The organism is Myceligenerans xiligouense, assembly GCF_003814695.1.
Taxonomy (GTDB): domain Bacteria; phylum Actinomycetota; class Actinomycetes; order Actinomycetales; family Cellulomonadaceae; genus Myceligenerans; species Myceligenerans xiligouense.
In genome coordinates, this window is record NZ_RKQZ01000001.1 from 1,431,585 (window position 1) to 1,453,596 (window position 22,012).

The following is a 22,012-nucleotide window of genomic DNA, read 5'->3' on the forward strand; positions in this document are numbered from 1 at the left end:
GGCTCGACCACGGGACGGGCCGGCCGGCGTCGCGTTGCCGCAGCGCGGCCGCGTGGACGAAGACGCCGAGGGCGGTCGGGTCCGTGGGGACGCGACCGCCCTCGGCGCTCGTGGTGTGGCCTCCGTGCGACGATCAGACGCCCGGCAGGTGACTCGCCAGGTAGCTGACGAGCTGGTCGATCCCGATGCGCTCCTGCTTCATGGAGTCGCGGTGCCGCACCGTGACCGCCTGGTCCTCGAGCGTGTCGAAGTCCACCGTGACGGCCAGCGGGGTGCCGATCTCGTCCTGGCGGCGGTAGCGCTTGCCGATCGCCTGGGTCACGTCGTAGTCGATGTTCCAGTACTTGCGCAGCTCGTCGGCGAGCTTCTCCGCCGTGGGCAGCAGCTCCGCCGACTTGGACAGCGGGAGCACCGCCACCTTGACCGGCGCCAGCCGCGGGTCGAGCCGCAGCACGGTGCGCTTGTCCACCCCGCCCTTCGTGTTGGGCGCCTCGTCCTCGTCGTACGCCTCGATGAGGAAGGCCATGAGCGACCGGGTCAGGCCCGCGGCCGGCTCGATGACGTACGGGTAGTACTTCTCGTTGCTCACCGGGTCGCGGTACTGCAGGTCCTTGCCCGAGTGCTCCGCGTGGGTCTTCAGGTCGAAGTCCGTGCGGTTCGCGACACCCTCGAGCTCGCCCCACTCGCTGCCGGTGAAGCCGAACCGGTACTCGATGTCGACCGTGCGGGTCGAGTAGTGGGACAGCTTGTCCTTGGGGTGCTCGTAGTGGCGCAGGTTCTCGCGCGAGATGCCCAGGTCCGTGTACCAGTCGGTGCGGTAGTCGATCCAGTACTGGTGCCAGGTCTCGTCCTCACCCGGCGTGACGAAGAACTCCATCTCCATCTGCTCGAACTCGCGCGTGCGGAAGATGAAGTTCCCCGGCGTGATCTCGTTGCGGAACGACTTGCCGATCTGACCGATGCCGAACGGGGGCTTCATCCGGGCGGACTGCGCGACGTTGGCGAAGTTCACGAAGATGCCCTGCGCCGTCTCCGGGCGCAGGTAGTGCAGGCCCGACTCGTCCTCGACCGGGCCGAGGTACGTCTTCAGCATCATGTTGAAGTCGCGCGGCTCGGTCCACTGGCCGCGGGTGCCGCAACTGGGGCAGGGGATCTCGGCCAGGCCGCCCTCGGGGGCGCGGCCCTTCTTCTCCTCGAACTCCTCGACCATGTGGTCCTCGCGGAACCGCTTGTGACAGTTCAGGCACTCCGTCAGCGGGTCGTTGAACGCGCCGACGTGGCCGGAGGCCACCCACACGGGGCGCGGCAGGATGACCGCCGAGTCCAGGCCCACGACGTCGCTCCGGCTCGTCACCATCGCGCGCCACCACTGGCGCTTGATGTTCTCCTTGAGCTCGACGCCCAGCGGGCCGTAGTCCCACGCCGATCGCGTTCCGCCGTAGATCTCCGCCGACTGGAAGACGAAACCTCGCTTCTTGGCGAGCGAGACGACGGCGTCGAGTTTGGCGGTCTGCGCGGAGCGCGATGACTTGTCGGACACGGGGGTATCTCTCCAGGTGGAATGGACGGCCGCGGAGCGGCTGGATGACGGGCTCCAGCCTACCCGGCGCGGGCCGCCGGCCCCGGGGTAATCCACAGCCGGGAAGTTTGACATTCGTTCTCACCAAGCGTGAGAATCGTTCTCATGAATCGCCGACTCCTCGCCGTGCCCGCCGCCCTGGCGGCGACGTCCCTGCTCGCCGCCGGATGCTCCGCCACGGGCGGCTCGGTGGGCACCGGGTCCGACGGCGTGACCGTGCTCGCCTCCTTCTACCCGCTCCAGTACGTCGCGGAGCAGGTCGGCGGCGACCACGTGACGGTGGACAACCTCACGCCGCCCTCGGCCGAGCCGCACGACCTCGAGCTCGCACCGGCCCAGGCGCGCCGGATCGGCGAGGCCGACCTGGTCGTGTACCTGTCCGGCATGCAGCCCGCGGTCGACGACGGTGTCGAGTCCCGGGCTCCGGAGCACGTCGTCGACGCCGTCGCGTTCGCGGACCTGGCCGCCGGCGAGGAGGAGGAAGGCCACGAGGGCGAGGACGACCACGAAGAGGGCGAGGACGACCACGGCGCCACCGACCCGCACTTCTGGCTCGACCCCAGCCGGATGGCCGCGCTCGGCCAGGCGGTGGCGGACGAGCTCGCCGTCGTCGACCCGGACCACGCGGACGAGTACGCCGCCGGTGCCCTCCGGCTCGGCAGCCAGATGGGAGAGCTCGACCAGGAGTTCGCCGACGGGCTCGCCACCTGCGACGGCGCGACGTTCGTGACGAGCCACGCCGCCTTCGGCTACCTGGCCGAGCGCTACTCGCTGCACCAGGTGGGCCTCGCCTCGTTCGACCCGGAGACGGAGCCGTCACCCGCGCGCCTGCGCGAGGTGGGTGACATCGCGCGCGAGACCGGCGTGACCACCATCTACACGGAGACTCTCGTGAGCCCGAAGGTGGCCGAGACCCTCGCCGGCGACCTCGGCCTGGAGACCGCCACGCTCGACCCCCTGGAAGGGCTGAGCGAGGACGCCTCCGCCGGCGGCGCCGACTATGTGAGTGTCATGCGCGACAACCTGGCCGCTCTCGAGGAAGGGCTGGTGTGCGAGTGAGCGAACCGGTCATCGAGGTCGCCGGCCTGCACGTGCACGCCGGCGCCAGCCACATCCTGCGTGGCATCGACCTGACCGTGCGCGCGGGGGAGACCGTCGCGCTGCTCGGGGCCAACGGCTCCGGCAAGTCCACCCTCGTCAAGGCGCTCGTCGGCACGGCCGCGCCGTCGCACGGCACGGTCCGGCTGCTGGGCGCCACGCTCGGCACCGATCGGGTGCCCTGGGAACGGGTCGGCTACGTGCCCCAGCGGGTCGGGGCCCGCACGGGCGTCCCGTCGACCGCCGCCGAGGTGGTGGCGTCGGGCCTGCTCAGCGGACGTCGCTGGTGGCTCCCGCGCGGCTGGCGCGCCCGCGTGCGCGAGGCGCTGGACCAGGTGGGGCTCGCCGATCGTGCCGAGTCCGCCATGCACCTGCTCTCCGGGGGGCAGCAGCAGCGCGTGCTCATCGCGCGTGCCCTGGTACGCGAACCCGACCTGCTCGTGCTCGACGAACCCGTCGCGGGCGTCGACCGGCCCAGCCAGGAGGCGTTCGCCGCGAGCGTGCGGCGCCTCGTCGGGCGTGGCGTGACCGTGCTGGTGGTGCTGCACGAGCTGGGCGAGCTCGCCGAGCTCGTGAACCGCGCCGTCGTGCTCCGGCACGGCCGGGTGGTGCACGACGGCGCCCCGCCGCGCCCGCGCGGCGACCACGACGCGGTGAGCCATCGTCACGTGCACCCGCACGACGACGAGGCGCACCGCACCGCGCCGCTCACCCAGAACCCCGTCGCCGCGAGCTCCGAGGAGGTGGCGTCGTGAACGTGCTCACCGAGCTCGGCTGGATGCTGACCGACCCGTTCATGCAGCGTGCGCTCCTGGCCGCGCTCCTCGTCGGCGCCGGTGCGCCCGTCGTCGGCACGTACTTGGTGCAGCGCCGGCTGGCCCTGCTGGGCGACGGCATCGGGCACGTCGCCCTCACCGGCGTCGCGCTCGGCTGGCTCATCGGGGCCGCGCTCGGGATCGCCCCCGACGCGCTGGCGGTCCCCGGGGCGGTGGTGGCCGCCGTCGTCGGCGCCCTCGCGATCGAGCTGGTGCGCCGGCGGGGTCGCACGTCCGGAGACCTCGCGCTCGCCATCATGTTCTACGGCGGCATCGCGGGTGGTGTCCTCCTGATCGGCCTGGCCGGTGGATCGAACGGGAACCTGATGCAGTACCTGTTCGGCTCGATCTCGACCGTGTCCGGCACCGACCTCGTCCTCACCGTCGTGCTGTCCGCCCTGATCCTCGTCGTGGGAATCGGGTTGCGGGCCGCGCTGTTCTCCGTGAGCCACGACGAGGACTTCGCCGTCGCCTCCGGCCTGCCGGTGTGGCTGCTCAACGCGCTGGTCGCCGTCGTCTCGGCGCTGACGGTGACCGTGGCGATGCGGGTGGTGGGCCTGCTGCTGGTCAGTGCGCTGATGATCGTTCCGGTCGCCGTGGCGCAGCAGCTCACGCACTCGTTCGCGCGGACCATGGGCACGGCGAGCGTCATCGGCGTCGTCGTCTGCGTGACGGGCCTGAGTATCACCTACTTCCAGGACGTGTCACCCGGGGCGACGATCGTGGTGCTGGCGATCGCGGTCTACGCTGTGGTGGCCGCCGTGCGCCCGCTCGTCGCGCGGCGAGGTCCCGCCGGGGACCCTCACCCCGACCTGCCCGACGACGTCGAGCTGCCGCCGGGTGAACGAGCGGGAACCGACCAGGAGGTGTGTACGTGACTCGCATGACCAAGCAGCGGGCCGCCGTCGCCGAGGCGCTCGACCAGCAGGACGAGTTCCGCTCCGCGCAGCAGCTTCACGAGGTGCTGCGCGCCCGGGGCGACTCGGTCGGCCTCGCGACGGTGTACCGGACGCTGCAGACGTTCGCGGACGCCCACGAGGTGGACCAGTTGCGCAACGCCGACGGTGAGGTCCTGTACCGGCGCTGCGAGCGCGTGGAGCACCACCATCACCTGGTGTGCCGGTCGTGCCGCCGCACCGTCGAGATCGACGGGCCGACGGTCGAGGCGTGGGCGGACAAGGTCGGCGCGTCGCACGACTTCACGGACATCGACCACACGATCGAACTCTGGGGCACCTGCAAGAACTGCCGCGCCTGAGGCGTCTAAGGACGCGTGGCGCCGAGGCCGAGGTGGTCCAGGAGCTCAGGGATGCGCGAGGCCAGTGCGGTGAAGACGAGGCGATCGGGCCCGGCCGCCGTGTCCGTCTCGCGCTGGTGGGCACGCCGTGGGCGCGCGGCGTGACCTGTCGGCGGGCGCTTCGAGCTCAGGTCGAGTCCCGCTCCACGAGCGACGTCGGCAGCGTGATGCCCGCCGGTTCCTCGCCCTCCATGACCTCGTGCAGCAGCCGCACCATCTCCGAGCTGATCCGGCTGAAGGGCTGGCGCATCGTCGTGAGGCCGGGGTGCATGGCCGCGGCGACGCCCGAGTCGTCGAACCCGCCCACGGCGACGTCGTCGGGCACGCTGCGCCCCGCCGCCTGGAGGGCGGCCAGGGCCCCGGCGGCCATGAGGTCGGAGGCGACGAAGACGGCGTCGAGGTCCGGCCGTCGCCGCAGGAGCTCGGCCATCCCGAGACGGCCCGATTCCCGCGAGTAGTCCCCGCTCACGACGAGGTTCTCGTCGTACCGCTCCCCGAGCGTCTCCCGGTACCCCTCCAGGCGCAGGAGCCCGCCCGACGTGTCGAGCGGCCCGGTGATCATCGCGACCCGGGAGCGTCCGCGGTCCAGCAGGTGGCGCGTCATGGTGACGGCGCCGGAGCGGTCGTCGGCGGCGACGTACCCGACGCGGCCCTCGTACCCCAGCGGCACGCCGCAGGCGACGACGGGGACGTCGTGCTCCAGCAGGTCGGCGAGCATCGGGTTGCCCCGGTGGGAGGAGATGAGCAGCACGCCGTCGACGTGCCCGGCGGCGACGTACCGGCTGATCTGCCGCCGTTCGGCCGGTGTGCCGGCCACCATGAGCAGCAGGGGGATCTCCCGGCCGGAGAGCTCCTCGGCAACCCCGCGCAGCAGGACGGAGAAGTTCGGGTCCTCGAACAGCAGGTGCTGCGGTTCGGTGAGGAGGAACGCGATGGAGTTCGACCGGGACGTGGCCAGCGAGCGTGCGTGCTGGTTGGCCACGTACCCGGTCGACGTGATGGCGGCGTCGACGGCGGCGCGGGCCTCGGGGGAGACCAGCTTGCCGCCGTTGAGCACGCGCGACACGGTGCCGCGGGACACGCCCGCGGCGGCCGCGACGTCGCGGATGGTGGGCCGCCGGTTCCTGGTGCTCACGCCTTGACGGCCCCGGCCGCGAGGTCGACCTGCCAGAAGCGCTGCAGCAGCAGGAACAGGGCCACCAGCGGCACGATCGACAGCAGCGCGCCGGTCACGACGAGCGTGTACATCGCGGGCTGGGAGGCGCCCTGGTTGAGCAGGCCGGAGAGGCCCACGGTGAGCGGGAAGAGTCTGTCGTCGCCGAGCATGATGTACGGCAGCATAAAGTTGTTCCAGATGGCGACAAACTGGAACAGGAAGATCGTCACCAGCCCGGGCGTCATCATGGGGATCGCGACCTGCACGAACGTGCGCAGTTCGCCGGCCCCGTCGGTGCGGGCGGCCTCGACGATCTCGTCCGGGATCGCCGCCGCGGCGTAGATGCGCGCGAGGTAGATGCCGTACGGGCTGATGATGCTCGGCAGCAGCACCGACCAGTACGTGTTGGTCAGGCCCACCTGCGCCAGCAGCAGGTACTGCGGGATCGCGAGGATGACACCGGGCACGAGCACGCCGGCGAGCAGCACGTTGAACACGGTCGTCTTGCCGCGGAACGAGTACTTCGCCAGCGCGTAGCCGGCCATCGCGGAGACGACGGCGGACAGCGCGGCACCCACGCCCGCGTACAGGGCCGTGTTGAGCATCCACCGCCAGAACAGGCCCTGACGGTAGGCGGACAGCTCGGCGATGTTGTCGAACAGGTGGACCGACGGGACGAACGTCAGCGTCGAGAACAGCTCGGCGGGGCTCTTGGACGCCGCGAGCACCACCCAGACGACGGGCAGCAGGCAGTACGCGGCCCCGACCAGCAGGATCGCGGTCGCGGGAGCGCTGGGCCGCATCCGGGACGGCGGGGTCGAGGGCCGGGGAGCCCGGGGGACGACGACGTCCGGGCGTGCGGTCACAGCGGTCATCGTTCCTCCTGGCCGAATGCCCGGGCCTGCACGAGACGCAGGAACCCGAACGAGATCACGAACGTCGCCACGGCGATGACCACGGACGTCGCGGCGGCCGAGTAGAGGTCGCCGCGGGTGAAGGCGTCCCGGTACACCTTCATCAGCGGGGTCCACGTCGTGGAGATCGAGTTGGACAGCGGGCGCAGGGTGGTCGGCTCGGCGAACACCTGCAGCGTGGCGATCATCGAGAACACGAAGGTCATGATGATCGACGGCACCACGATCGGGATCTTGATGCGCCAGGCGATGCCGACCTGCGATGCGCCGTCGAGCTCGGCGGCCTCGTACAGCTCGGACGGGATCGACCTGAGCGACGTGTAGATCACCACCATGTTGAACCCGATGCCGCCCCAGATCGCGATGTTGGCGACGGCGAACATCACCAGGTTCGACGAGAACAGCGAGGGCACCGACCAGCCGAGCCGCTCGAACACCCAGTAGAAGGGGCTGACGCCCGGCAGATACAGGAAGCCCCACAGCAGGGACGAGATCACGGCAGGCACGGCGTAGGGCAGGAAGATCGCGATGCGGCCGAACCGGCGGGCCCGGGTGCGGCGCGCGTCGAGCAGCAGCGCGAACAGCAGCGCCGAACCGAGCATCACGGGCACCACGATCAGGCCGTACAGCGCGACGCGGCCGACGGACGCGAGGAACTCCGGGTCGGCGACCGCGGAGACGTAGTTCGCGGCGCCGTTCCACACCTCCTGGCGCGAGCCGGAGCCGAGGCCGAGGCCGCTCACCTTCTCGGTGCGGAAGCTGAGATACACGGAGTACCCGATGGGCGCGGCGAGGAAAAGTGCGAACAGTACGACGGCGGGGGCGAGGAACGCCCAGGGGGCGCTCTGACGGCCGAACCGCGCGACGCCGCGCCGTGGCGCTCGCGTGCTCGGCGGTTCCGGGGCGGGGGCCGACGCCGGCCGGCGGGCACCCGTGGCCCGCCGGCGCGGCGCGTCCTGCGGACGAGGCTCGGTCACCGTCACTCCGCGACGTCGAAGCCGGAATTCGTCAGGTCGTCGACCGTGACCTGCTGCATCGCCTCGACGGCGGCGACGAAGGCGTCGGCCGACCGCGCCTCGGTGGCCTTGGCGAACTCGTCGTTGTACGCGCTGTAGGCCACGTTGATGTTCGGCCCGTAGGTGAAGGGCTGGGTGGTCTGCGCGGTCTGCGCGGCGATCTCGTAGAAGTTCTCCTGGTTGGAGAAGAACGCCGGCGGCTCGGCCAGGGCGTCCTCGGAGCCCGGGATGTCGGCGGGGTAGAGCCCGGACTCGTCCACGAGCGCCTGCACCGCCACCGGGTCGGTGTTCATCCACTCGATGAACTTCGCGGCCTGCTCCGGGTGCTCGGACTGGCTCGTGACGGCCGTCGCGGATCCGCCCCACGCGCCGGTCGCCTCGGCGTTCTCGTCCCACTGCGGCATGGGCGCCATCTCCCACTTGCCGGCGGTGTCGGGGGCGTTGCCCTCCAGCACGCCGGGTGCCCAGATCGCGGACAGCCAGCCCACCTGGGTGCCGTCGTTCAGCCCCTGGTTCCACTCGGGGGTGTACATGGGCTTGTTGTCGATGACGCCGTCTTCGACGAGCCCGCCCCAGTACTCGGCCACCCGCGTGACCTCGGGGCTGTCGATGTCCACCGCCCAGGCGTCGCCCTCGATCCCGTACCAGGACGCGCCGGCCTGCTGGGTGAGGCCGACGAACCAGCCGGCGTCGTTCGCCGAGAACGTGCCGAGGTACTTGTCGGGGTCCTGCTCGTGAAGCATCATGGCGACCTCGGCGTACTCGTCCCAGGTGGCCGGGACATCGAGGTTGTACTTCTCGAAGATGTCGGCGCGGTAGTAGAACTGCATCGGCCCGGAGTCCTGCGGGACGGCGTACACGGCGTCGGTCCCGAGGGTCACGGCGTTCCACACGCCGTCGGCGAAGTGGCCGGGCGTGTCGTCGCTCAGCTGCCCGGAGATGTCCGCGACCGCGTCGTTCGACACGAGCTGCGGGATCTTCTGGTACTCGGCCTGCATGATGTCGGGTGCGCCGGAGCCGGCCTCGATCGCGGTGAGCAGCTTGGTGACGGCCGGGTCGCCGCCGTCCTGCTTGTTCACCACCACCTGGATGTCGGGGTTGTCGGCGTTCCAGAGGTCGACGACCTTCTCGATGTTCGGTGCCCACGTCCAGAACGTGAGCTCGACGGGACCCGTCGGGTCCGGGGCGTCGCCGGGGCCGTCGGCGCTGTCGGCGCCGGCGGAGCATCCGGCGGCGAGCAGGGCGGTGGCGGCGAGAATCGCGCCGGCCTGGGTGCCTGGGGTCAGGCGCATGGGTGTCCTCCTCATCAAGGACCATCGCGTCGGGCGTCCGGGCCTTCCCGGTCGCGTCACGACGGTGTGAGTCTCGGTGCACGATGGTGTGCACGGTCACAGTAGCGACGGCTCAACGCGAAGCGCAAACTCCCAGTTCCGACCTCATGGGCTTGCCATCACAGCGCTGGATGGTGTGAACTGTGCGCACGAAACGCTGGGACCGTGCACAGCTACTGCGGTGGACCGGTCCGGTGGAACCACCGCACGACGTCGTGTACGAGGAGTACCCATGCCCGCAAGCGCACCATCGGTCGGACCCGCCTTCACGGGCTGGCTCCCCGGAGTGGACAGCCTCTGCTACGGAGGCGACTACAACCCGGAGCAGTGGCCCGAGGAGGTCTGGGAGCAGGACGTCCGCCTCATGCGCGAGGCCGGCGTGAACCTCGTCAGCATCGGGATCTTCAGCTGGGCGCTCCTGGAGCCGCGAGAGGGCGAGTTCGACTTCACGCTGCTGGACCGCGTCATCGACCTGTTGCACGCGAACGGGATCCGCGTCGACCTCGGCACGCCCACCGCCGCGCCCCCGGCCTGGTTCTACGCCACCTACCCGGACGCGCGCGCGGTCACCCGCGACGGCGTGCCGCTGGGCCCCGGCTCGCGCGGCATGGTCTCCCCGAGCTCGCCCGAGTACCGCCGGGCCGCCGTCCGCATCGCGCGCGAACTGGCGCGGCGCTACGGCAGGCACCCCGCCCTGGCGCTGTGGCACGTCCACAACGAGTACGGCGCACCCGTCTCCGACGACTACTCGGTGCACGCCCAGCGCGCCTGGCGCGACTGGCTGCGGAGCCGATACGGCACCCTCGACACGCTGAACGCGGCGTGGGGCACCGCGTTCTGGGGCCAGGTCTACGGCGACTGGGAGCACGTGCAGGTCCCCGCGGCGGCGGCATCGGCGGTCAACCCCGCGCAGCGGCTGGACTTCGCGCGGTTCACCGACTCCGCCCTGCTCGCCTGCTTCACCGCCGAGCGCGACGTCATCCGCGAGTACTCCGACGTGCCGGTCACCACCAACTTCATGGCCGCCGAATGCCCCGCCACCGACCTGTTCCGGTGGGCGCGCGAGGTGGACATCGTGTCCAACGACCACTACCTCACCGCCGCGAACCCGCGCGGCGAGGTCGGCCTCGCCCTCGCCGCGGACCTCACCCGATCGGTCGCCGGCGGCAAGCCGTGGCTGCTGCTGGAGCACTCGACGTCGGCGGTGAACTGGCAGCCGCGCAACGTCGCGAAGCGGCCGGGGGAGATGGCACGGAACTCGCTCTCGCACCTGGGCCGGGGAGCCGACGCCATCATGTTCTTCCAGTGGCGCGCCTCCCGCTCCGGCGCCGAGAAGTTCCACTCGGCGATGCTGCCGCACGCCGGGACCGGCAGCCGCGTGTGGCGCGAGGTGGTCGAGCTCGGCGCGAACCTCGCCCGTCTCGGCGAGCTGCGCGGGACCCGGGTCCGGGCCGACGTCGCGCTCCTGTGGGACCCCGAGTCGTTCTGGGCGCAGGACCTCGAGTGGCGTCCCAGTGAGGCCGCCGGTCACCGCGAGCGCGTCGACGCGTTCTACGACCGCCTCTGGCGGGACGGCCACACCGTCGACCTCGCCCGGCCCGAGCAGGACCTGTCCGGGTACAAGCTCGTGGTCGCTCCCGCGTCGTACCTGCTCACCGTCGACGGCGCCGCCAGTCTCACGCGCTACGTCGAAGGCGGCGGCACGCTCCTGGTCTCCTACTTCTCCGGGATCGTCGACGAGCACGACGCCGTGCACCCGGGCGGCTTCCTGGCCCCGCTGCGGGACGCGCTCGGCGTGACCGTCGAGGAGTTCCTGCCGCTGCGCGACGGCGCGCACCTGACCGTCACGTACGACGGCGGCCCCGCGGCGGGCAGCGCGCCCCGTCCGGACTCTCCCGCGGGCGTGGAGCTGACCGGCGCGAACCGGGCAGGGACCGAGCTGACCGGCACGGACCAGGCAGGGGTCGAGCTGACCGGCACGGACCGTGCAGGCACCGAGCTGACCGGCACCGTATGGGCCGACGATCTGACCCTCGCCGGCGCCGACGTCGTCGCGACCTACGTCGACGGTCCCAAGCCCGGCGGCGCCGCCGTCACGCGGCACCGTCACGGTGCGGGCACCGGCTGGTACGTGTCCACGAACTTCGATGTCGAGACGCTGTCGGCCCTGATGACGGACGTGTACGCCGACGCGGGGCTGCCGTCGTCGGGTATCCCCGAGGACCTGGAGGTGATCCGCCGCCACGGCGACGGCACCGAGTACGTGATCGCGATCAACCACGGCGGCGACGACGCCAAGCTTCCGCTCGACGGTTCGGCCAGGGACCTGCTGACCGGGGACGAGACGTCCGGGAGCGTCGTCGTCCCGGCGGGCGCGGTGCGGGTCCTGCGCCGCGACGGATAGCCACAGCACCAGGCGCTCCCGAGCACAGGGCCGGGGGCCGGCAACGTCAAGGAGGACGTATGTGGAAGAGACGAGCACTGATCCCGGCGGTGGCACTCGCCGTCGCCCTGCCCGGGGCGCTCGCGGGCGCCGCCGTGGCAGCCCCGGCGGACCGGCCGCCGCGGGCCGATGCCGTCGCGCGGAACGCGATCCCGCTGGTCAACGCGGGGTTCGAGGACGGGCTCGCCGGCTGGGGAGTGACCTCGCCCACCGGCGACGAAGCGGCCGCGAAGACGGAGGCGGGCGGGGCGTCGTCGGACACCCGGCTCACGCACTGGGCGGACCACGCCTACTCCGTCACCACGAGCCGGCGCGTGAGCGGCGTGCCGGCCGGCTGGTGGACCGCGAGCGCGACGGTGAGGTCGGGCGGCGGCCTCGACGCGACGGAGCTGTGGCTCTGGTGCGGGAACGGGCGGGCCGAGGCGGACTCGACCGTGGTGCCGGTCACGGAGCAGGACGACGAGTGGGTGCGGGTCTCGGTCTCGGCGTACTCGCCGGGCGGGAACTGCACGGTGTCGGTGGCGACGAACGGCGGCGCCGGGGCGTGGGCGAACGTCGACGACGTCACCCTGGAGCGCGGGCGGGCCACACGGGACCTCCGCGGCGGTGACCTGTCGGGCGTCGCGAAGAACGAGGACTACGGTGCCGTGTACCGCGACACCGACGGCGCCGTGGCCGATCCCTTCGACCTGCTGGCGAGCCAGGGTATGAACCTCGCGCGGCTCAAGGTCTGGGTGGACCCGGCCGACGGCTACAACACGGCCGCCCGTGTGGCCGTCGCCGCCGCCCGGGCCGAGGCCGCGGGCATGGACGTCATGATCGACTTCCACTACTCGGACCGGTGGACCGATCCGGGGGCGCAGGGAACGCCCGCCGCCTGGGAGGGCGAGTCGCCGGCCGCGATGGCGGGGCTGCTCGCGGACCACACCCGCGACGTGCTGACGGCCGTGCGCGACGCCGGCGCGACGGTCGACTACGTGCAGGTCGGCAACGAGATCAACCCGGGCATGATGTGGCCCTACGGCCAGACGTGGGACGTCGACCCCGGCGACGGCGTCGACCAGCCGCAGTGGGACAACCTGGCGGCGTTCCTCACGGCCGGGCACGACGCCACCAAGGAGGTGTTCCCGAATGCGCGGACGATCCTGCACCTGACGAACATCAACAACGGGATCGACTCACTGACCTGGTGGTTCGACGAGGTCACGGCGCGAGGCGTCCCCTTCGACCTGATCGGCCTGAGCTACTACGGCTACTGGCACGGGTCGTTCGCGGACCTGCAGGGCGCGGTGTCGGAGCTGTCGGCGCGGTACGACAGAGACGTGGTCGTGGTCGAGGTCGCGTACCCGTTCACGCTGGACGACGACGTCCCCGCGTGGGGGAACATCATCGACCTGCCGAGTGAGCTGGTCGCCGGGTACCCGGCGACCGAGGCGGGTCAGGCGTCGTGGTTCCGCGCGGTCCAGGACGTCGTGGCCTCCGCTCCGGGCGGGCGCGGGCTGGGCGTCGTGTACTGGGAGCCGGCGTGGACCGCGGTCGAGGGCGCGGGCTGGGACCCGGCGGACCCGGCGTCGGGCAACGCCTGGGAGAACCAGGCGATGTTCGGCTTCGACGACCGCCTGCTCCCGCTGGTCGCGGCGGAACTGGCGCCGGACCTCACCCGCTGACCCCGGCGGCCCGCCGAACCGCAACCGGGTCTCGCGGCTGACTGCCGAACCGCAACGGGTGCCCGCGGGCGGCCGCCGAACCGCAACCGGGGCGCGCGGGCGGCCGCCGAACCGCAACCGGGGAGCGTGGGCGGCCGCCGAACCGCAGGTTGAATCGTTCGAATCTGCGAATTCAACGATTCAACCTGCGGTTCGACAGCGGCTATGTGGCTCGACCTGCGGTTCGACAGCGGCTATGTGGCTCGACCTGCGGTTCGGGGTGGGCGGGCGCCGGGGGGCGCCCGCGTCGCCTCTTCAGCCGAAGTTGACGCCCTGGGCCAGCGGGAGTTCGTCCGAGTAGTTGATCGTGTTCGTGGCGCGGCGCATGTACTGCTTCCACGCGTCCGAGCCCGACTCGCGCCCGCCGCCCGTGGACTTCTCGCCGCCGAACGCCCCGCCGATCTCCGCGCCGGACGTCCCGATGTTCACGTTCGCGATCCCGCAGTCCGACCCGGCCTCCGACAGGAACCGCTCCGCCTCGCGCGCGTCCAGCGTGAAGATCGAGCTGGACAGGCCCTGCGGGACGCCGTTGTGCAGGGCGATCGCCTCGTCGAGGGTCTCGTACGTCATCACGTACAGCACCGGGGCGAACGTCTCACGCCGCACGACGGCGGTCTGGGCGGGCATCCGCACGATCGCCGGCGCCACGTAGGTGGCGCCCGGGGCGTCGTCGACCGTCACCTGGCCACCGCCGACGAGCACCTCACCGCCGTCGGCCCGCGCCTCGGCCAGTGCCTGGGCCATCCGTTCGGCCGAACCGGCGTCGACCAGTGGCCCCACCAGGGTGCCGTCCGCCCGCGGGTCACCGATCGGCAGGCCCTCGTAGGCGCGGACCAGGCGGGCGACGACGTCGTCCACGATCGAGGAGTGCACGATCAGGCGGCGCAGGGTGGTGCAGCGCTGGCCCGCCGTGCCCGCCGCCGAGAACACGACACCCCGCGTGGTCAGGTCCAGGTCAGCCGACGGCGTCACCACGGCGGCGTTGTTCCCGCCGAGCTCCAGCAGGTAGCGGCCCATCCGGCCGGCGACCACGGGGGCGACGGCGGCGCCCATCCGCTCGGAGCCCGTCGCGGACAGCAGCGCGACCCGCTCGTCGGCGACCAGTGCCTCGCCGGCCTCCAGCTCGCCCAGCACCAGGCGCGACACCTCGGACGGGTAGCCGGCCTCGACCAGGGCCCGGTCCAGCAGGGCCGCCGACCCGATCGCCGACAGCAGCGTCTTCTCGCTCGGCTTCCACACCACGGTGTCGCCGCAGACGAGCGCGACCGCCGTGTTCCACGACCACACGGCCACCGGGAAGTTGAACGCGCTGATCACGCCGACGACACCGAGCGGGTGCCACGTCTCCATGAGGCGGTGGCCCGGGCGCTCCGACGGCACCGTCCGCCCGCCGATCGACCGCGACAGCCCGAGCGCGAAGTCGCAGATGTCGATCATCTCCTGGACCTCGCCCAGGGCCTCGCTCGTGATCTTGCCCGCCTCGATCGTGACCAGCTCGGCGAGGTCGGCCTTGTGCTCGGCGAGGAGCTCCCCGAACCGCTTGATGACGTGCCCGCGCGCAGGGGCGGGCACGGAACGCCAGGCGGTGAAGGCGTCGGCCGCCTGCGCGACGGCGGCCCGGGTCTCCTCGGCACCGTCGCGCCGCACCGTGACGATCCGCTCGCCCGACAGGGGTGAGCGCACCGGGAGGCCCGCGTCGTCGGCGGCCTCCGGCACGCTCGCGCCGAGGCGTTCGAGCGCGGCGAGCGCCGCCGTGCGGAGCTCGGCACTGAGGGGCGAGATGGACTGCGCCGGGGTGGTGGCGGTCATGGCTGTCCTCCGGGGGTGGTGGGAGTGGTCAGGGTTTCGGGGGCGACGCCGAGCGTCGTGGCGGCGGCCTGGAGCGACCGCTGGACCTGCCGAGCATAGAGCTCGAACGGGTCGTTCAGATCGCGGCCGAGGGCGCCCGCCATCCAGTCGTCGTCGCGCTCGGCGCCGGTCTGGCCGGCGTCCTTGGCGCCCTCCTCGGTGAGGTTGGACTGGAAGATCCCGGCGGCGGAGCGGGGGAGGAAATCCTCGTAGACGACGGGCGTGCGGATGACGCGGGGTGCCCGGGCTCCGGCGGGCGCTCCGGCGTCTCCCGGACGGTCATGACTCGCGGAACCACCGTCGTCTCCGCGCCCGGCGCCGACTCCGGGTCCACCGTCGTCTCCGCGCCCGCCGTCGTCGGACGTCAGCTCGTACGTGAAATAGCCGAGGCCCTGGTCGGCGAGCGCCGTCTCGGTGACGGGGAACGTGCGGTGCCAGATCTCGCGGCCGATCCTCTGGCGCTCCGCCTCGGTGGTTCCGGCGGCGCGTTCGTCGAGCTCGGCGACGGCGGTGTCGTACGCGGCGCGTCCGGCGCGGGTGAGCGCGATGCCGCGGGCCTCGACCTCGCCGAACCGCACGCGCAGCGAGTCCTCGACCACCTGCCCGTCGGGCGTGCGGAAGGTGCGGGGTTCCGCGAGCGCGCGGAACGACGTCTGGCGCAGCAGCACGTCGGGTCCTTCCCAGCGGGGCGGGCCCTGGATCGCGGGGATCATCGTGATGCCGCGGGCGGTCATCCGGGCGTACAGGTCGTCGATGTCGAGCACGCGCGGGGTGAGGTGGTTGATGTGCGTGGAGGTGATGCCGCCGATGTCGGCGGCGACGGCGGAGACTGCCTCCAGCTCGCGGTACCAGGCCTGGTCCACGGGCTCGCGGGAGAGTTCGAACGCCTGGGTCGCGAGGCGCAGGAACTCGGCGGCTTCCACGGCGGGCAGCCCGCCCTCGGCCTCGGCGCGGTCGGCGAGCCGCAGCAGCTCGGGCCCGAAGAGCCGGCGGGCGCCGAGGAACTCGTCGAGACGGCGCTCCTGGTCCCGGGTGAAGAACCGCCGGTCGCCCGGCACGAGCATCGAGGTGAAGACACGGAACGGGTTGCGGGCCAGCTCGTCGCGGTCGACCGGCCGGAACGCGGTGGAGATCACGGGGACGGACGACGACGAGGCGTCGCGCAGGTCGTAGAAGCCCACCGGGTGCATCCCCATGGCGCCGAAGATTCGCGCGACCTGCGCGATCTCGACGGGTGTCCCGACCCGGATCGCGCCGTGCCGCTCGGCGGTGACGCGGTCGATCGAGCCGAGCCGTTCGGCGTCGGCCCCGTGCGTGGCGACGAAGTCGGCGTTGACCTCGTGGCTGACCTCCAGGAGCGTGGTGTAGGCGGGCACCTCCTTCCCGTACATGTCTGACAGCGAGCGGGCGAACGCTGCCCGCAGCTGCCAGGGCTCAAGGAATTTCTCCTGAGACATGCCCCATCCTTCCCTCAGTGCTTGTGGCGCATGGTGCTATCGCCAGAATCTTTCCACGCCGAGGGGGGTTACGTCGATGTCCGGTTCCTGCTGCTCCAGCAAGTCCCGCATCACCTCGCCGACGGCGGGCGCCACTCGCGCCGCGGCGCCGTCGAACCCCGTCGCGTACAGCAGCCCGGAGGCGTGCGCGCCGAGAAGGGGGAGACCGTCGGGCGTCTCGGTGCGGGTGCCGAGCCAGCCGGGAGCCATGGGCGCCTCGCCCAGAACGGGCGCGCAGTGCGCCGCCGCCCGGCGCAGCAGGGGAACGAGCCGGGGCTCGTGGCCGGCCTCCAGGGGACGGTCGGGCCGTTCGACACCGAGCATGACGCGGTCCGGCTCGGCGTTCGCGAACCAGAACGTGGAGCCGACGTCGATCGTGGCCGGGACCTGGCCGGGCCGCGGGACGAGTGGCAGGGTGAAGCCCAGCGCGCGCCGCCGGGCGACGAGGGGGAGGCGCAGGCGCTCGGAGTCCCCGAGGCTCCCGGCCGGGGCCGACGTGGCCCCGCCGGCCGGCCCGGTGGGCACGGGCGCCGGCCCGGAGGGCAGCTCCGAGGCCGCGAGGCGGGCGGAGTGCGCCCCCGCGCACAGCACGACCGCGCCGCTGCGGACCTTCCCGTGCTCGGTCCAGACGGCGGCCACCGTGCCGCCGGCTCGTTCGATGCCCTGGACCATGCAGTGCTCGCGCAGCACCGCGCCCCGGTCGGACGCGGCGGCCAGGAGGTCGGCCGCGGCCGCGCCCGGTGCGTGCCACCGCTCCGGGGCGACGAGGGCCGCTCCGGCGTACTGCCAGGCTGCCACGTAGGGGTTGAGCGCCGCGGCGTCCTGCGCGTGGATCATCACGCTGTTCAGGCCGCGCGCGGTCTGGCGCGCGACGGCGGCCGTGTAGGCGGCGACCGTGTCGTCGTCGGGCAACAGGTGGAGACTGGCCCGCGTCGACGCCCCGTACCCGATGCCCGCCCCGGACCGCGCCGGGAGGCTCGCGTACAGGTCGGCACTGCGCCGGTCGAGGGCCTCGATCGAGCGGGCCGCGGCCGGCGCGTCCCCGCCGCCGGTGAGCCTCGCGATCGCCACCGGTGGTGCGGCACGCTGTGCCGAGGCCGAGAAGTGGGTCGGCTCGCCGCCGTCGGGCAGCGTGAACGCCTCGGCGAGGAGCACGCTCGCTCCGGCATCGGCCAGCTGGTACGCGACGGCGGCTCCGATGGCGCCACCACCGGCGACGACGACGTCGACCGTCCTGGGCAGGGCACCCTGCCTGCTCCGCCGGACGGAGGGGATCGGCATGCGCAGAGTTTGGCAGCGGCGCGTCGATTCCGCAGATCACCGAGCGAATTCCCCATGGCGGGCCAGAACGAGCCGCCCCGTGCGGCGCGCCGTCTTCGGTAGCGCGGGCTTCGACCCGCCCCCAGTCACCCCCCGCTGACGCTCAGTTCCGCCTCGCGGAGCTTGGCCTCGAACTCGGCGTCCAGTTCTCGGGAGTCCAGCCACCCGTACGGCAGGTGCGGTGTCTTCGGAGTGCCGGCGCGCCCGCGCTGTCCTTCGGCGTCGGCTCCCGGGTAGCCGACCGTCAGGTCCAGGGTGTCGAGCAGCTCGCGCAGCTCCGCCAGCGAGGAGACGCGCGCGAGCGCGTGCCGGGCCTCGCCGCCCACCGCGTAGCCCTTGAGGTACCAGGCCATGTGTTTGCGCAGGTCACGGACGCCGCGGTGCTCGTCGCCGTCGTAGTAGTCGATCATCAGTTCGCCGTGGCGGTACAGGACGTCGGCCACCTCGCGCAGGCCCGGGCGGACGCGGGCGTCCGAGCCGTTGAAGGCGGCGGCCAGGTCGGCGAAGAGCCAGGGGCGGCCCTGGCAGCCGCGGCCCACCACCACGCCGTCGGCTCCCGTGCGGCGGACCATGTCGATCGCGTCCTCCGCGGACCAGATGTCGCCGTTGCCGAGCACCGGGACGGTGCGGACGGCCTCCTTGAGGCGCGCGATCGACTCCCAGTCGGCGACGCCGGAGTAGTGCTGCGCGGCCGTGCGCGCGTGCAGGGCGACGGCGGCGACTCCCAGCCCTTCGGCGATGCGCCCGGCCTCGAGATAGGTGAGGTGGTCGTCGTCGATGCCCTTGCGCATCTTGATCGTCACCGGGATGCCGTACGGCTCGGCGGCGCCGACGGCCTCGCGCACGATGTCCGTGAAGAGCTGCCTCTTCCACGGCAGCGCCGCGCCGCCACCCTTGCGGGTCACCTTGGGCACGGGGCAGCCGAAGTTGAGGTCGACGTGGTCGGCGCGGTCCTCGGCGGCGATGATCCGGACCGCCGCGCCGACCGTGGCCGGGTCGACGCCGTACACCTGGGCGGACCGCGGTGACTCGTCCGCGCCGAACGTGACGATCCGCAGCGCCGCCTCGTTGCGCTCCACGAGGGCGCGGGAGGTGACCATCTCCGCGACATACAGGCCCGGGTCGAAGCCGGTGCTCTGCCCGGCCTCGCGGCACAGCGTGCGGAAGGCGCGGTTCGTCACGCCCGCCATCGGAGCGAGCACCACCGGGGTCGCCACGGTGATCGGCCCGATCCGCAACGGAGGCAGCACGGGAGCCGCCGCGGGAGTCGGCGCGGGCGTGCCGGCACGGTCGAGAAGGGAAGTCACGCGCCCCATTGTCCCAAACCCGCGCGCCACCCGGACACGACCCGCGCCACACGGACCCGCGTCACACCCACCCGTGTCACACCCACCCGTGTCACACCCACCCGTGTCACACCCACCCGTGTCACACCCACCCGTCGACGACCACGCCATCTCGCCCGCGGCCACCACGCCATCTTGACTCATGGTTGCGCTCCCACCAGCTGAAATGGCGTGGTCGCGCGGAGATGGCGTGGTCGGCACCCGCCTTGGGCTGCAGGATGGCGCGGTCGGTGCCGGCCGGGCGGCCTTCCCGAAGACTCGGGCGCCGTCCGAGTTGCCCTTTTCTTTCGGTCGGACTCTCTGTATTCTCTTGCAACGAAGTGCGCAAGAGTTTGCAGCATCGTTGCTGCATGCCCCGTCAGTACAACCCCGGGAGACGCAATGACGCGCCGAACACCGTTGTTCGCCCTGCTCACAGCCTTGATCGCCGCCCTTGCCACCATGGCCACGCTCGGCCTGATGACCGCCACCTCCAAGGACGCGGCCGCCAGCACGCCCCCGCGCGGTGACAAGGACGTGATCCTCAACCTCTTCCAGTGGACGTGGAACTCCGTGGCCTCGGAGTGCACCGACACCATCGGACCCGCCGGCTTCGGCTACGTCCAGGTGTCCCCGCCCAACGAGCACGTCACCGGTACCCAGTGGTGGACCTCCTACCAGCCCGTGTCGTACCAGATCGAGTCCAAGCTCGGCACGCGCGCCGAGTTCGCCGCGATGGTGAACGCCTGCCACTCCGCCGGCGTCGGCGTCATCGCGGACGCCGTCGTCAACCACATGGCCGCGGACTCCGGGACCGGCGTCGCGGGCAGCACCTACGGCCAGGACTCCTTTCCCGGCATCTACGGCGGTAACGACTTCAACGACTGCAAGACGAACATCAGCGACTACGGCAACCGCTGGGAGGTGCAGAACTGCCGCCTGGTGAGCCTGCAGGACCTGCGCACCGGCTCCGACTACGTGCGCGGCAGGCTGGCCGCCTACTTCGACGACCTGACCTCGCTCGGCGTCGACGGGTTCCGCATCGACGCGGCCAAGCACATCCCGGCCGACGACCTCGCGGCGATCAAGGCGGAGACCTCCGGTGCCTACTGGGTCCACGAGGTGATCGGCGCCGCCGGCGAGCCGATCCAGCCGTCCGAGTACACGGGTAGCGGTGACGTGCACGAGTTCGACTACTCCCGCCAGCTCAAGCACGACTTCGACGGCCAGATCAAGAACCTGCGATACATCGGCGACGGCAAGCTCCCGAGCGACGTCGCCGGCGTGTTCGTCGACAACCACGACACAGAGCGCAACGGCGAGTCCATGAACTACCAGTGGGGCGCCAAGTACGTGCTGGCCAACACGTTCATGCTGTCCTGGCCGTACGGCTCGCCGTCGGTCTACTCGGGCTACGAGTTCACCGACTACGACGCCGGTGTGCCCGGATCCACCAGCACCACCGTGCCCGACGCGAACTGCGGCGGCGTGTTCACCTGCACCCAGCGCTGGACCGAGATCCAGGGCATGGTCGGGTTCCACAACGAGGTGGCCGGTACCGGCGTGACGAACTGGTGGGACGACGGCAGCAACAACATCGGCTACGGCCGCGGCGACAGCGGCTACGTGGCCATCAACAACACCGGCTCGTCCGTGACCCGCACGTACCAGACCTCGCTCCCGGCCGGGACGTACTGCGACGTCGTCGCCGCCTCGGACTGCTCGGTCACCCGCACTGTGGACGGCTCCGGGCAGCTGAACGCGACGATCCCCGCGTACGGCGCGGTGGCGGTGCACGTGGGAGCGACGTCGGGCAGCACGCCGTCGCCGACGGCGGAGACCGGGGACGTCTCCGTCGCGGCGCACGCCGACACCGTGTGGGGCCAGAGCGTCTACCTCGTGGGCGACCTCCCCGAGCTCGGGTCCTGGACGCCCGCGAACGGCGTCGCGCTGTCGGCGGCCTCCTACCCGACGTGGACCGGAACGGTCGACCTCCCGGCGGGTACCACGTTCGAGTACAAGTACGTGAAGATCGACGGGAGCGGGAACGCGACCTGGGAGAGCGGCGCGAACCGCACCGCGACCGTGGGCGCGGACGGCTCGCTCGCCCTGGACGACACCTGGAGGTAGCGCCGGACGACGACGCTCGGCCGATGGTGTGCGGTCCTTCTGTGAGTGACCGGCAGATCACCTTGCCGGTCACTCACGGAAGGACCGACCACACCATCGCGCTACGGCTCGATCCCGTAGTGCTCACGGACCTCGCGAACGGTGGGGACACCGTTGAACCCGAGGTCACGCAAGCCGATGGTGGCCTCCGTGCCATCCTCCAGGTAGTACGCCCGCGGAGTCGCCCACAGCGGTTCCATGTCCGGCTCCGCGGCGACCGCCTTGAGGACCTCCTCACCGATCGTCCGGGCGCCGTCGGCGTCGTTCGTCGCCAGGTGGACGTCGACGCGTTCCCACCCGCCGCCGAACTGCTGGCTGCATTCGGCGTCGACGGACGCGACGCCGTCGACCGCCCCGATGACGGTCGCATACAGTTCCTCGCACTGCCGCGCTCCCGAACCGCAGCCGGTGAGTCCTGAGACGAGGGCGACCAGAGCTGAGACGACTCCCATGCGTACAGCCCAGTGCCTGCGGCGTGCATTCGTCAACTGGGGTTCCA

Annotated in this window: 17 protein-coding genes; 7 read left to right on the plus strand and 10 right to left on the minus strand. The window is 71.9% G+C overall.

Going from position 1 to position 22,012, the window contains the following annotated elements:
- Positions 1-133: 133 nt before the first annotated feature.
- Entirely contained in the window at positions 134-1,540 is a 1,407-nt protein-coding gene (locus tag EDD34_RS06180; RefSeq protein WP_246012214.1) for a glycine--tRNA ligase, read from the minus strand.
- Positions 1,541-1,684: 144 nt separating this feature from the next.
- On the opposite strand from EDD34_RS06180, the gene EDD34_RS06185 reads away from it, so the two are divergent.
- Genes EDD34_RS06185 through EDD34_RS06200 form a run of 4 tightly spaced genes read left to right on the plus strand, consistent with a single transcriptional unit; the run spans position 1,685 to position 4,750 of the window.
- Positions 1,685-2,638, plus strand: coding sequence for a metal ABC transporter substrate-binding protein (locus EDD34_RS06185; protein WP_123813787.1), 954 nt, complete (start codon positions 1,685-1,687; stop codon positions 2,636-2,638).
- Positions 2,629-3,432, plus strand: coding sequence for a metal ABC transporter ATP-binding protein (locus EDD34_RS06190; RefSeq protein WP_123813788.1), 804 nt, complete (start codon positions 2,629-2,631; stop codon positions 3,430-3,432). The genes EDD34_RS06185 and EDD34_RS06190 overlap by 10 nt, the downstream gene beginning before the upstream one ends.
- A gap of 23 nt (positions 3,433-3,455) precedes the next feature.
- Complete coding sequence (locus EDD34_RS06195; RefSeq protein ID WP_123816361.1) at positions 3,456-4,370, plus strand: metal ABC transporter permease; 915 nt, start codon at positions 3,456-3,458, stop codon at positions 4,368-4,370.
- Positions 4,371-4,375: 5 nt separating this feature from the next.
- A complete protein-coding gene (locus EDD34_RS06200) occupies positions 4,376-4,750 on the plus strand; it encodes a Fur family transcriptional regulator (RefSeq protein WP_123816362.1) in 375 nt (124 codons plus the stop codon).
- Between the two features lie 166 nt (positions 4,751-4,916).
- Here the strand turns inward: EDD34_RS06200 and EDD34_RS06205 are convergent, their stop codons facing one another.
- From EDD34_RS06205 to EDD34_RS06220, 4 genes are read right to left on the minus strand one after another with little or no spacing between them, the layout of a single operon-like run.
- A complete protein-coding gene (locus EDD34_RS06205) occupies positions 4,917-5,924 on the minus strand; it encodes a LacI family DNA-binding transcriptional regulator (RefSeq protein WP_123813789.1) in 1,008 nt (335 codons plus the stop codon).
- Positions 5,921-6,820: a carbohydrate ABC transporter permease gene (locus tag EDD34_RS06210; protein ID WP_123813790.1), complete on the minus strand. Its 900-nt coding sequence runs from the start codon at positions 6,818-6,820 to the stop codon at positions 5,921-5,923. Before EDD34_RS06210 ends, EDD34_RS06205 begins: the two co-directional genes overlap by 4 nt.
- Positions 6,817-7,836 (minus strand): carbohydrate ABC transporter permease, encoded by a 1,020-nt coding sequence (locus tag EDD34_RS06215; RefSeq protein WP_123813791.1) that lies wholly within the window; start codon positions 7,834-7,836, stop codon positions 6,817-6,819. The genes EDD34_RS06210 and EDD34_RS06215 overlap by 4 nt, the downstream gene beginning before the upstream one ends.
- A gap of 2 nt (positions 7,837-7,838) precedes the next feature.
- Complete coding sequence (locus EDD34_RS06220; RefSeq protein ID WP_123813792.1) at positions 7,839-9,167, minus strand: ABC transporter substrate-binding protein; 1,329 nt, start codon at positions 9,165-9,167, stop codon at positions 7,839-7,841.
- Between the two features lie 271 nt (positions 9,168-9,438).
- Between EDD34_RS06220 and EDD34_RS06225 the strand changes: the two genes are divergently transcribed.
- Both EDD34_RS06225 and EDD34_RS06230 read left to right on the plus strand, forming a co-directional pair.
- Positions 9,439-11,610, plus strand: a complete 2,172-nt coding sequence (locus tag EDD34_RS06225) for a beta-galactosidase (protein ID WP_123813793.1) — start codon at positions 9,439-9,441, stop codon at positions 11,608-11,610.
- A 59-nt stretch (positions 11,611-11,669) separates the two neighbouring features.
- Positions 11,670-13,316: a glycoside hydrolase family 53 protein gene (locus EDD34_RS06230; protein WP_123813794.1), complete on the plus strand. Its 1,647-nt coding sequence runs from the start codon at positions 11,670-11,672 to the stop codon at positions 13,314-13,316.
- Positions 13,317-13,610: 294 nt separating this feature from the next.
- Here the strand turns inward: EDD34_RS06230 and amaB are convergent, their stop codons facing one another.
- From amaB to dusB, 4 genes are all read right to left on the minus strand, one after another.
- The gene (gene amaB, locus EDD34_RS06235; RefSeq protein WP_123813795.1) at positions 13,611-15,164 is read right to left on the minus strand and encodes an L-piperidine-6-carboxylate dehydrogenase; all 1,554 of its coding nucleotides are present in this window, start codon (positions 15,162-15,164) and stop codon (positions 13,611-13,613) included.
- Positions 15,161-16,660, minus strand: coding sequence for a 2-oxoadipate dioxygenase/decarboxylase (gene hglS / locus EDD34_RS06240; RefSeq protein ID WP_123813796.1), 1,500 nt, complete (start codon positions 16,658-16,660; stop codon positions 15,161-15,163). Before hglS ends, amaB begins: the two co-directional genes overlap by 4 nt.
- A gap of 36 nt (positions 16,661-16,696) precedes the next feature.
- A complete protein-coding gene (locus tag EDD34_RS06245; protein WP_123813797.1) occupies positions 16,697-17,980 on the minus strand; it encodes an NAD(P)/FAD-dependent oxidoreductase in 1,284 nt (427 codons plus the stop codon).
- A gap of 125 nt (positions 17,981-18,105) precedes the next feature.
- Positions 18,106-19,335, minus strand: a complete 1,230-nt coding sequence (gene dusB, locus EDD34_RS06250; RefSeq protein WP_123813798.1) for a tRNA dihydrouridine synthase DusB — start codon at positions 19,333-19,335, stop codon at positions 18,106-18,108.
- Between the two features lie 411 nt (positions 19,336-19,746).
- Between dusB and EDD34_RS06255 the strand changes: the two genes are divergently transcribed.
- Complete coding sequence (locus tag EDD34_RS06255) at positions 19,747-21,474, plus strand: carbohydrate-binding module family 20 domain-containing protein (protein ID WP_123813799.1); 1,728 nt, start codon at positions 19,747-19,749, stop codon at positions 21,472-21,474.
- A gap of 101 nt (positions 21,475-21,575) precedes the next feature.
- Here the strand turns inward: EDD34_RS06255 and EDD34_RS06260 are convergent, their stop codons facing one another.
- Positions 21,576-21,965, minus strand: coding sequence for a hypothetical protein (locus EDD34_RS06260; protein WP_123813800.1), 390 nt, complete (start codon positions 21,963-21,965; stop codon positions 21,576-21,578).
- Between the last annotated feature and the right edge of the window lie 47 nt (positions 21,966-22,012).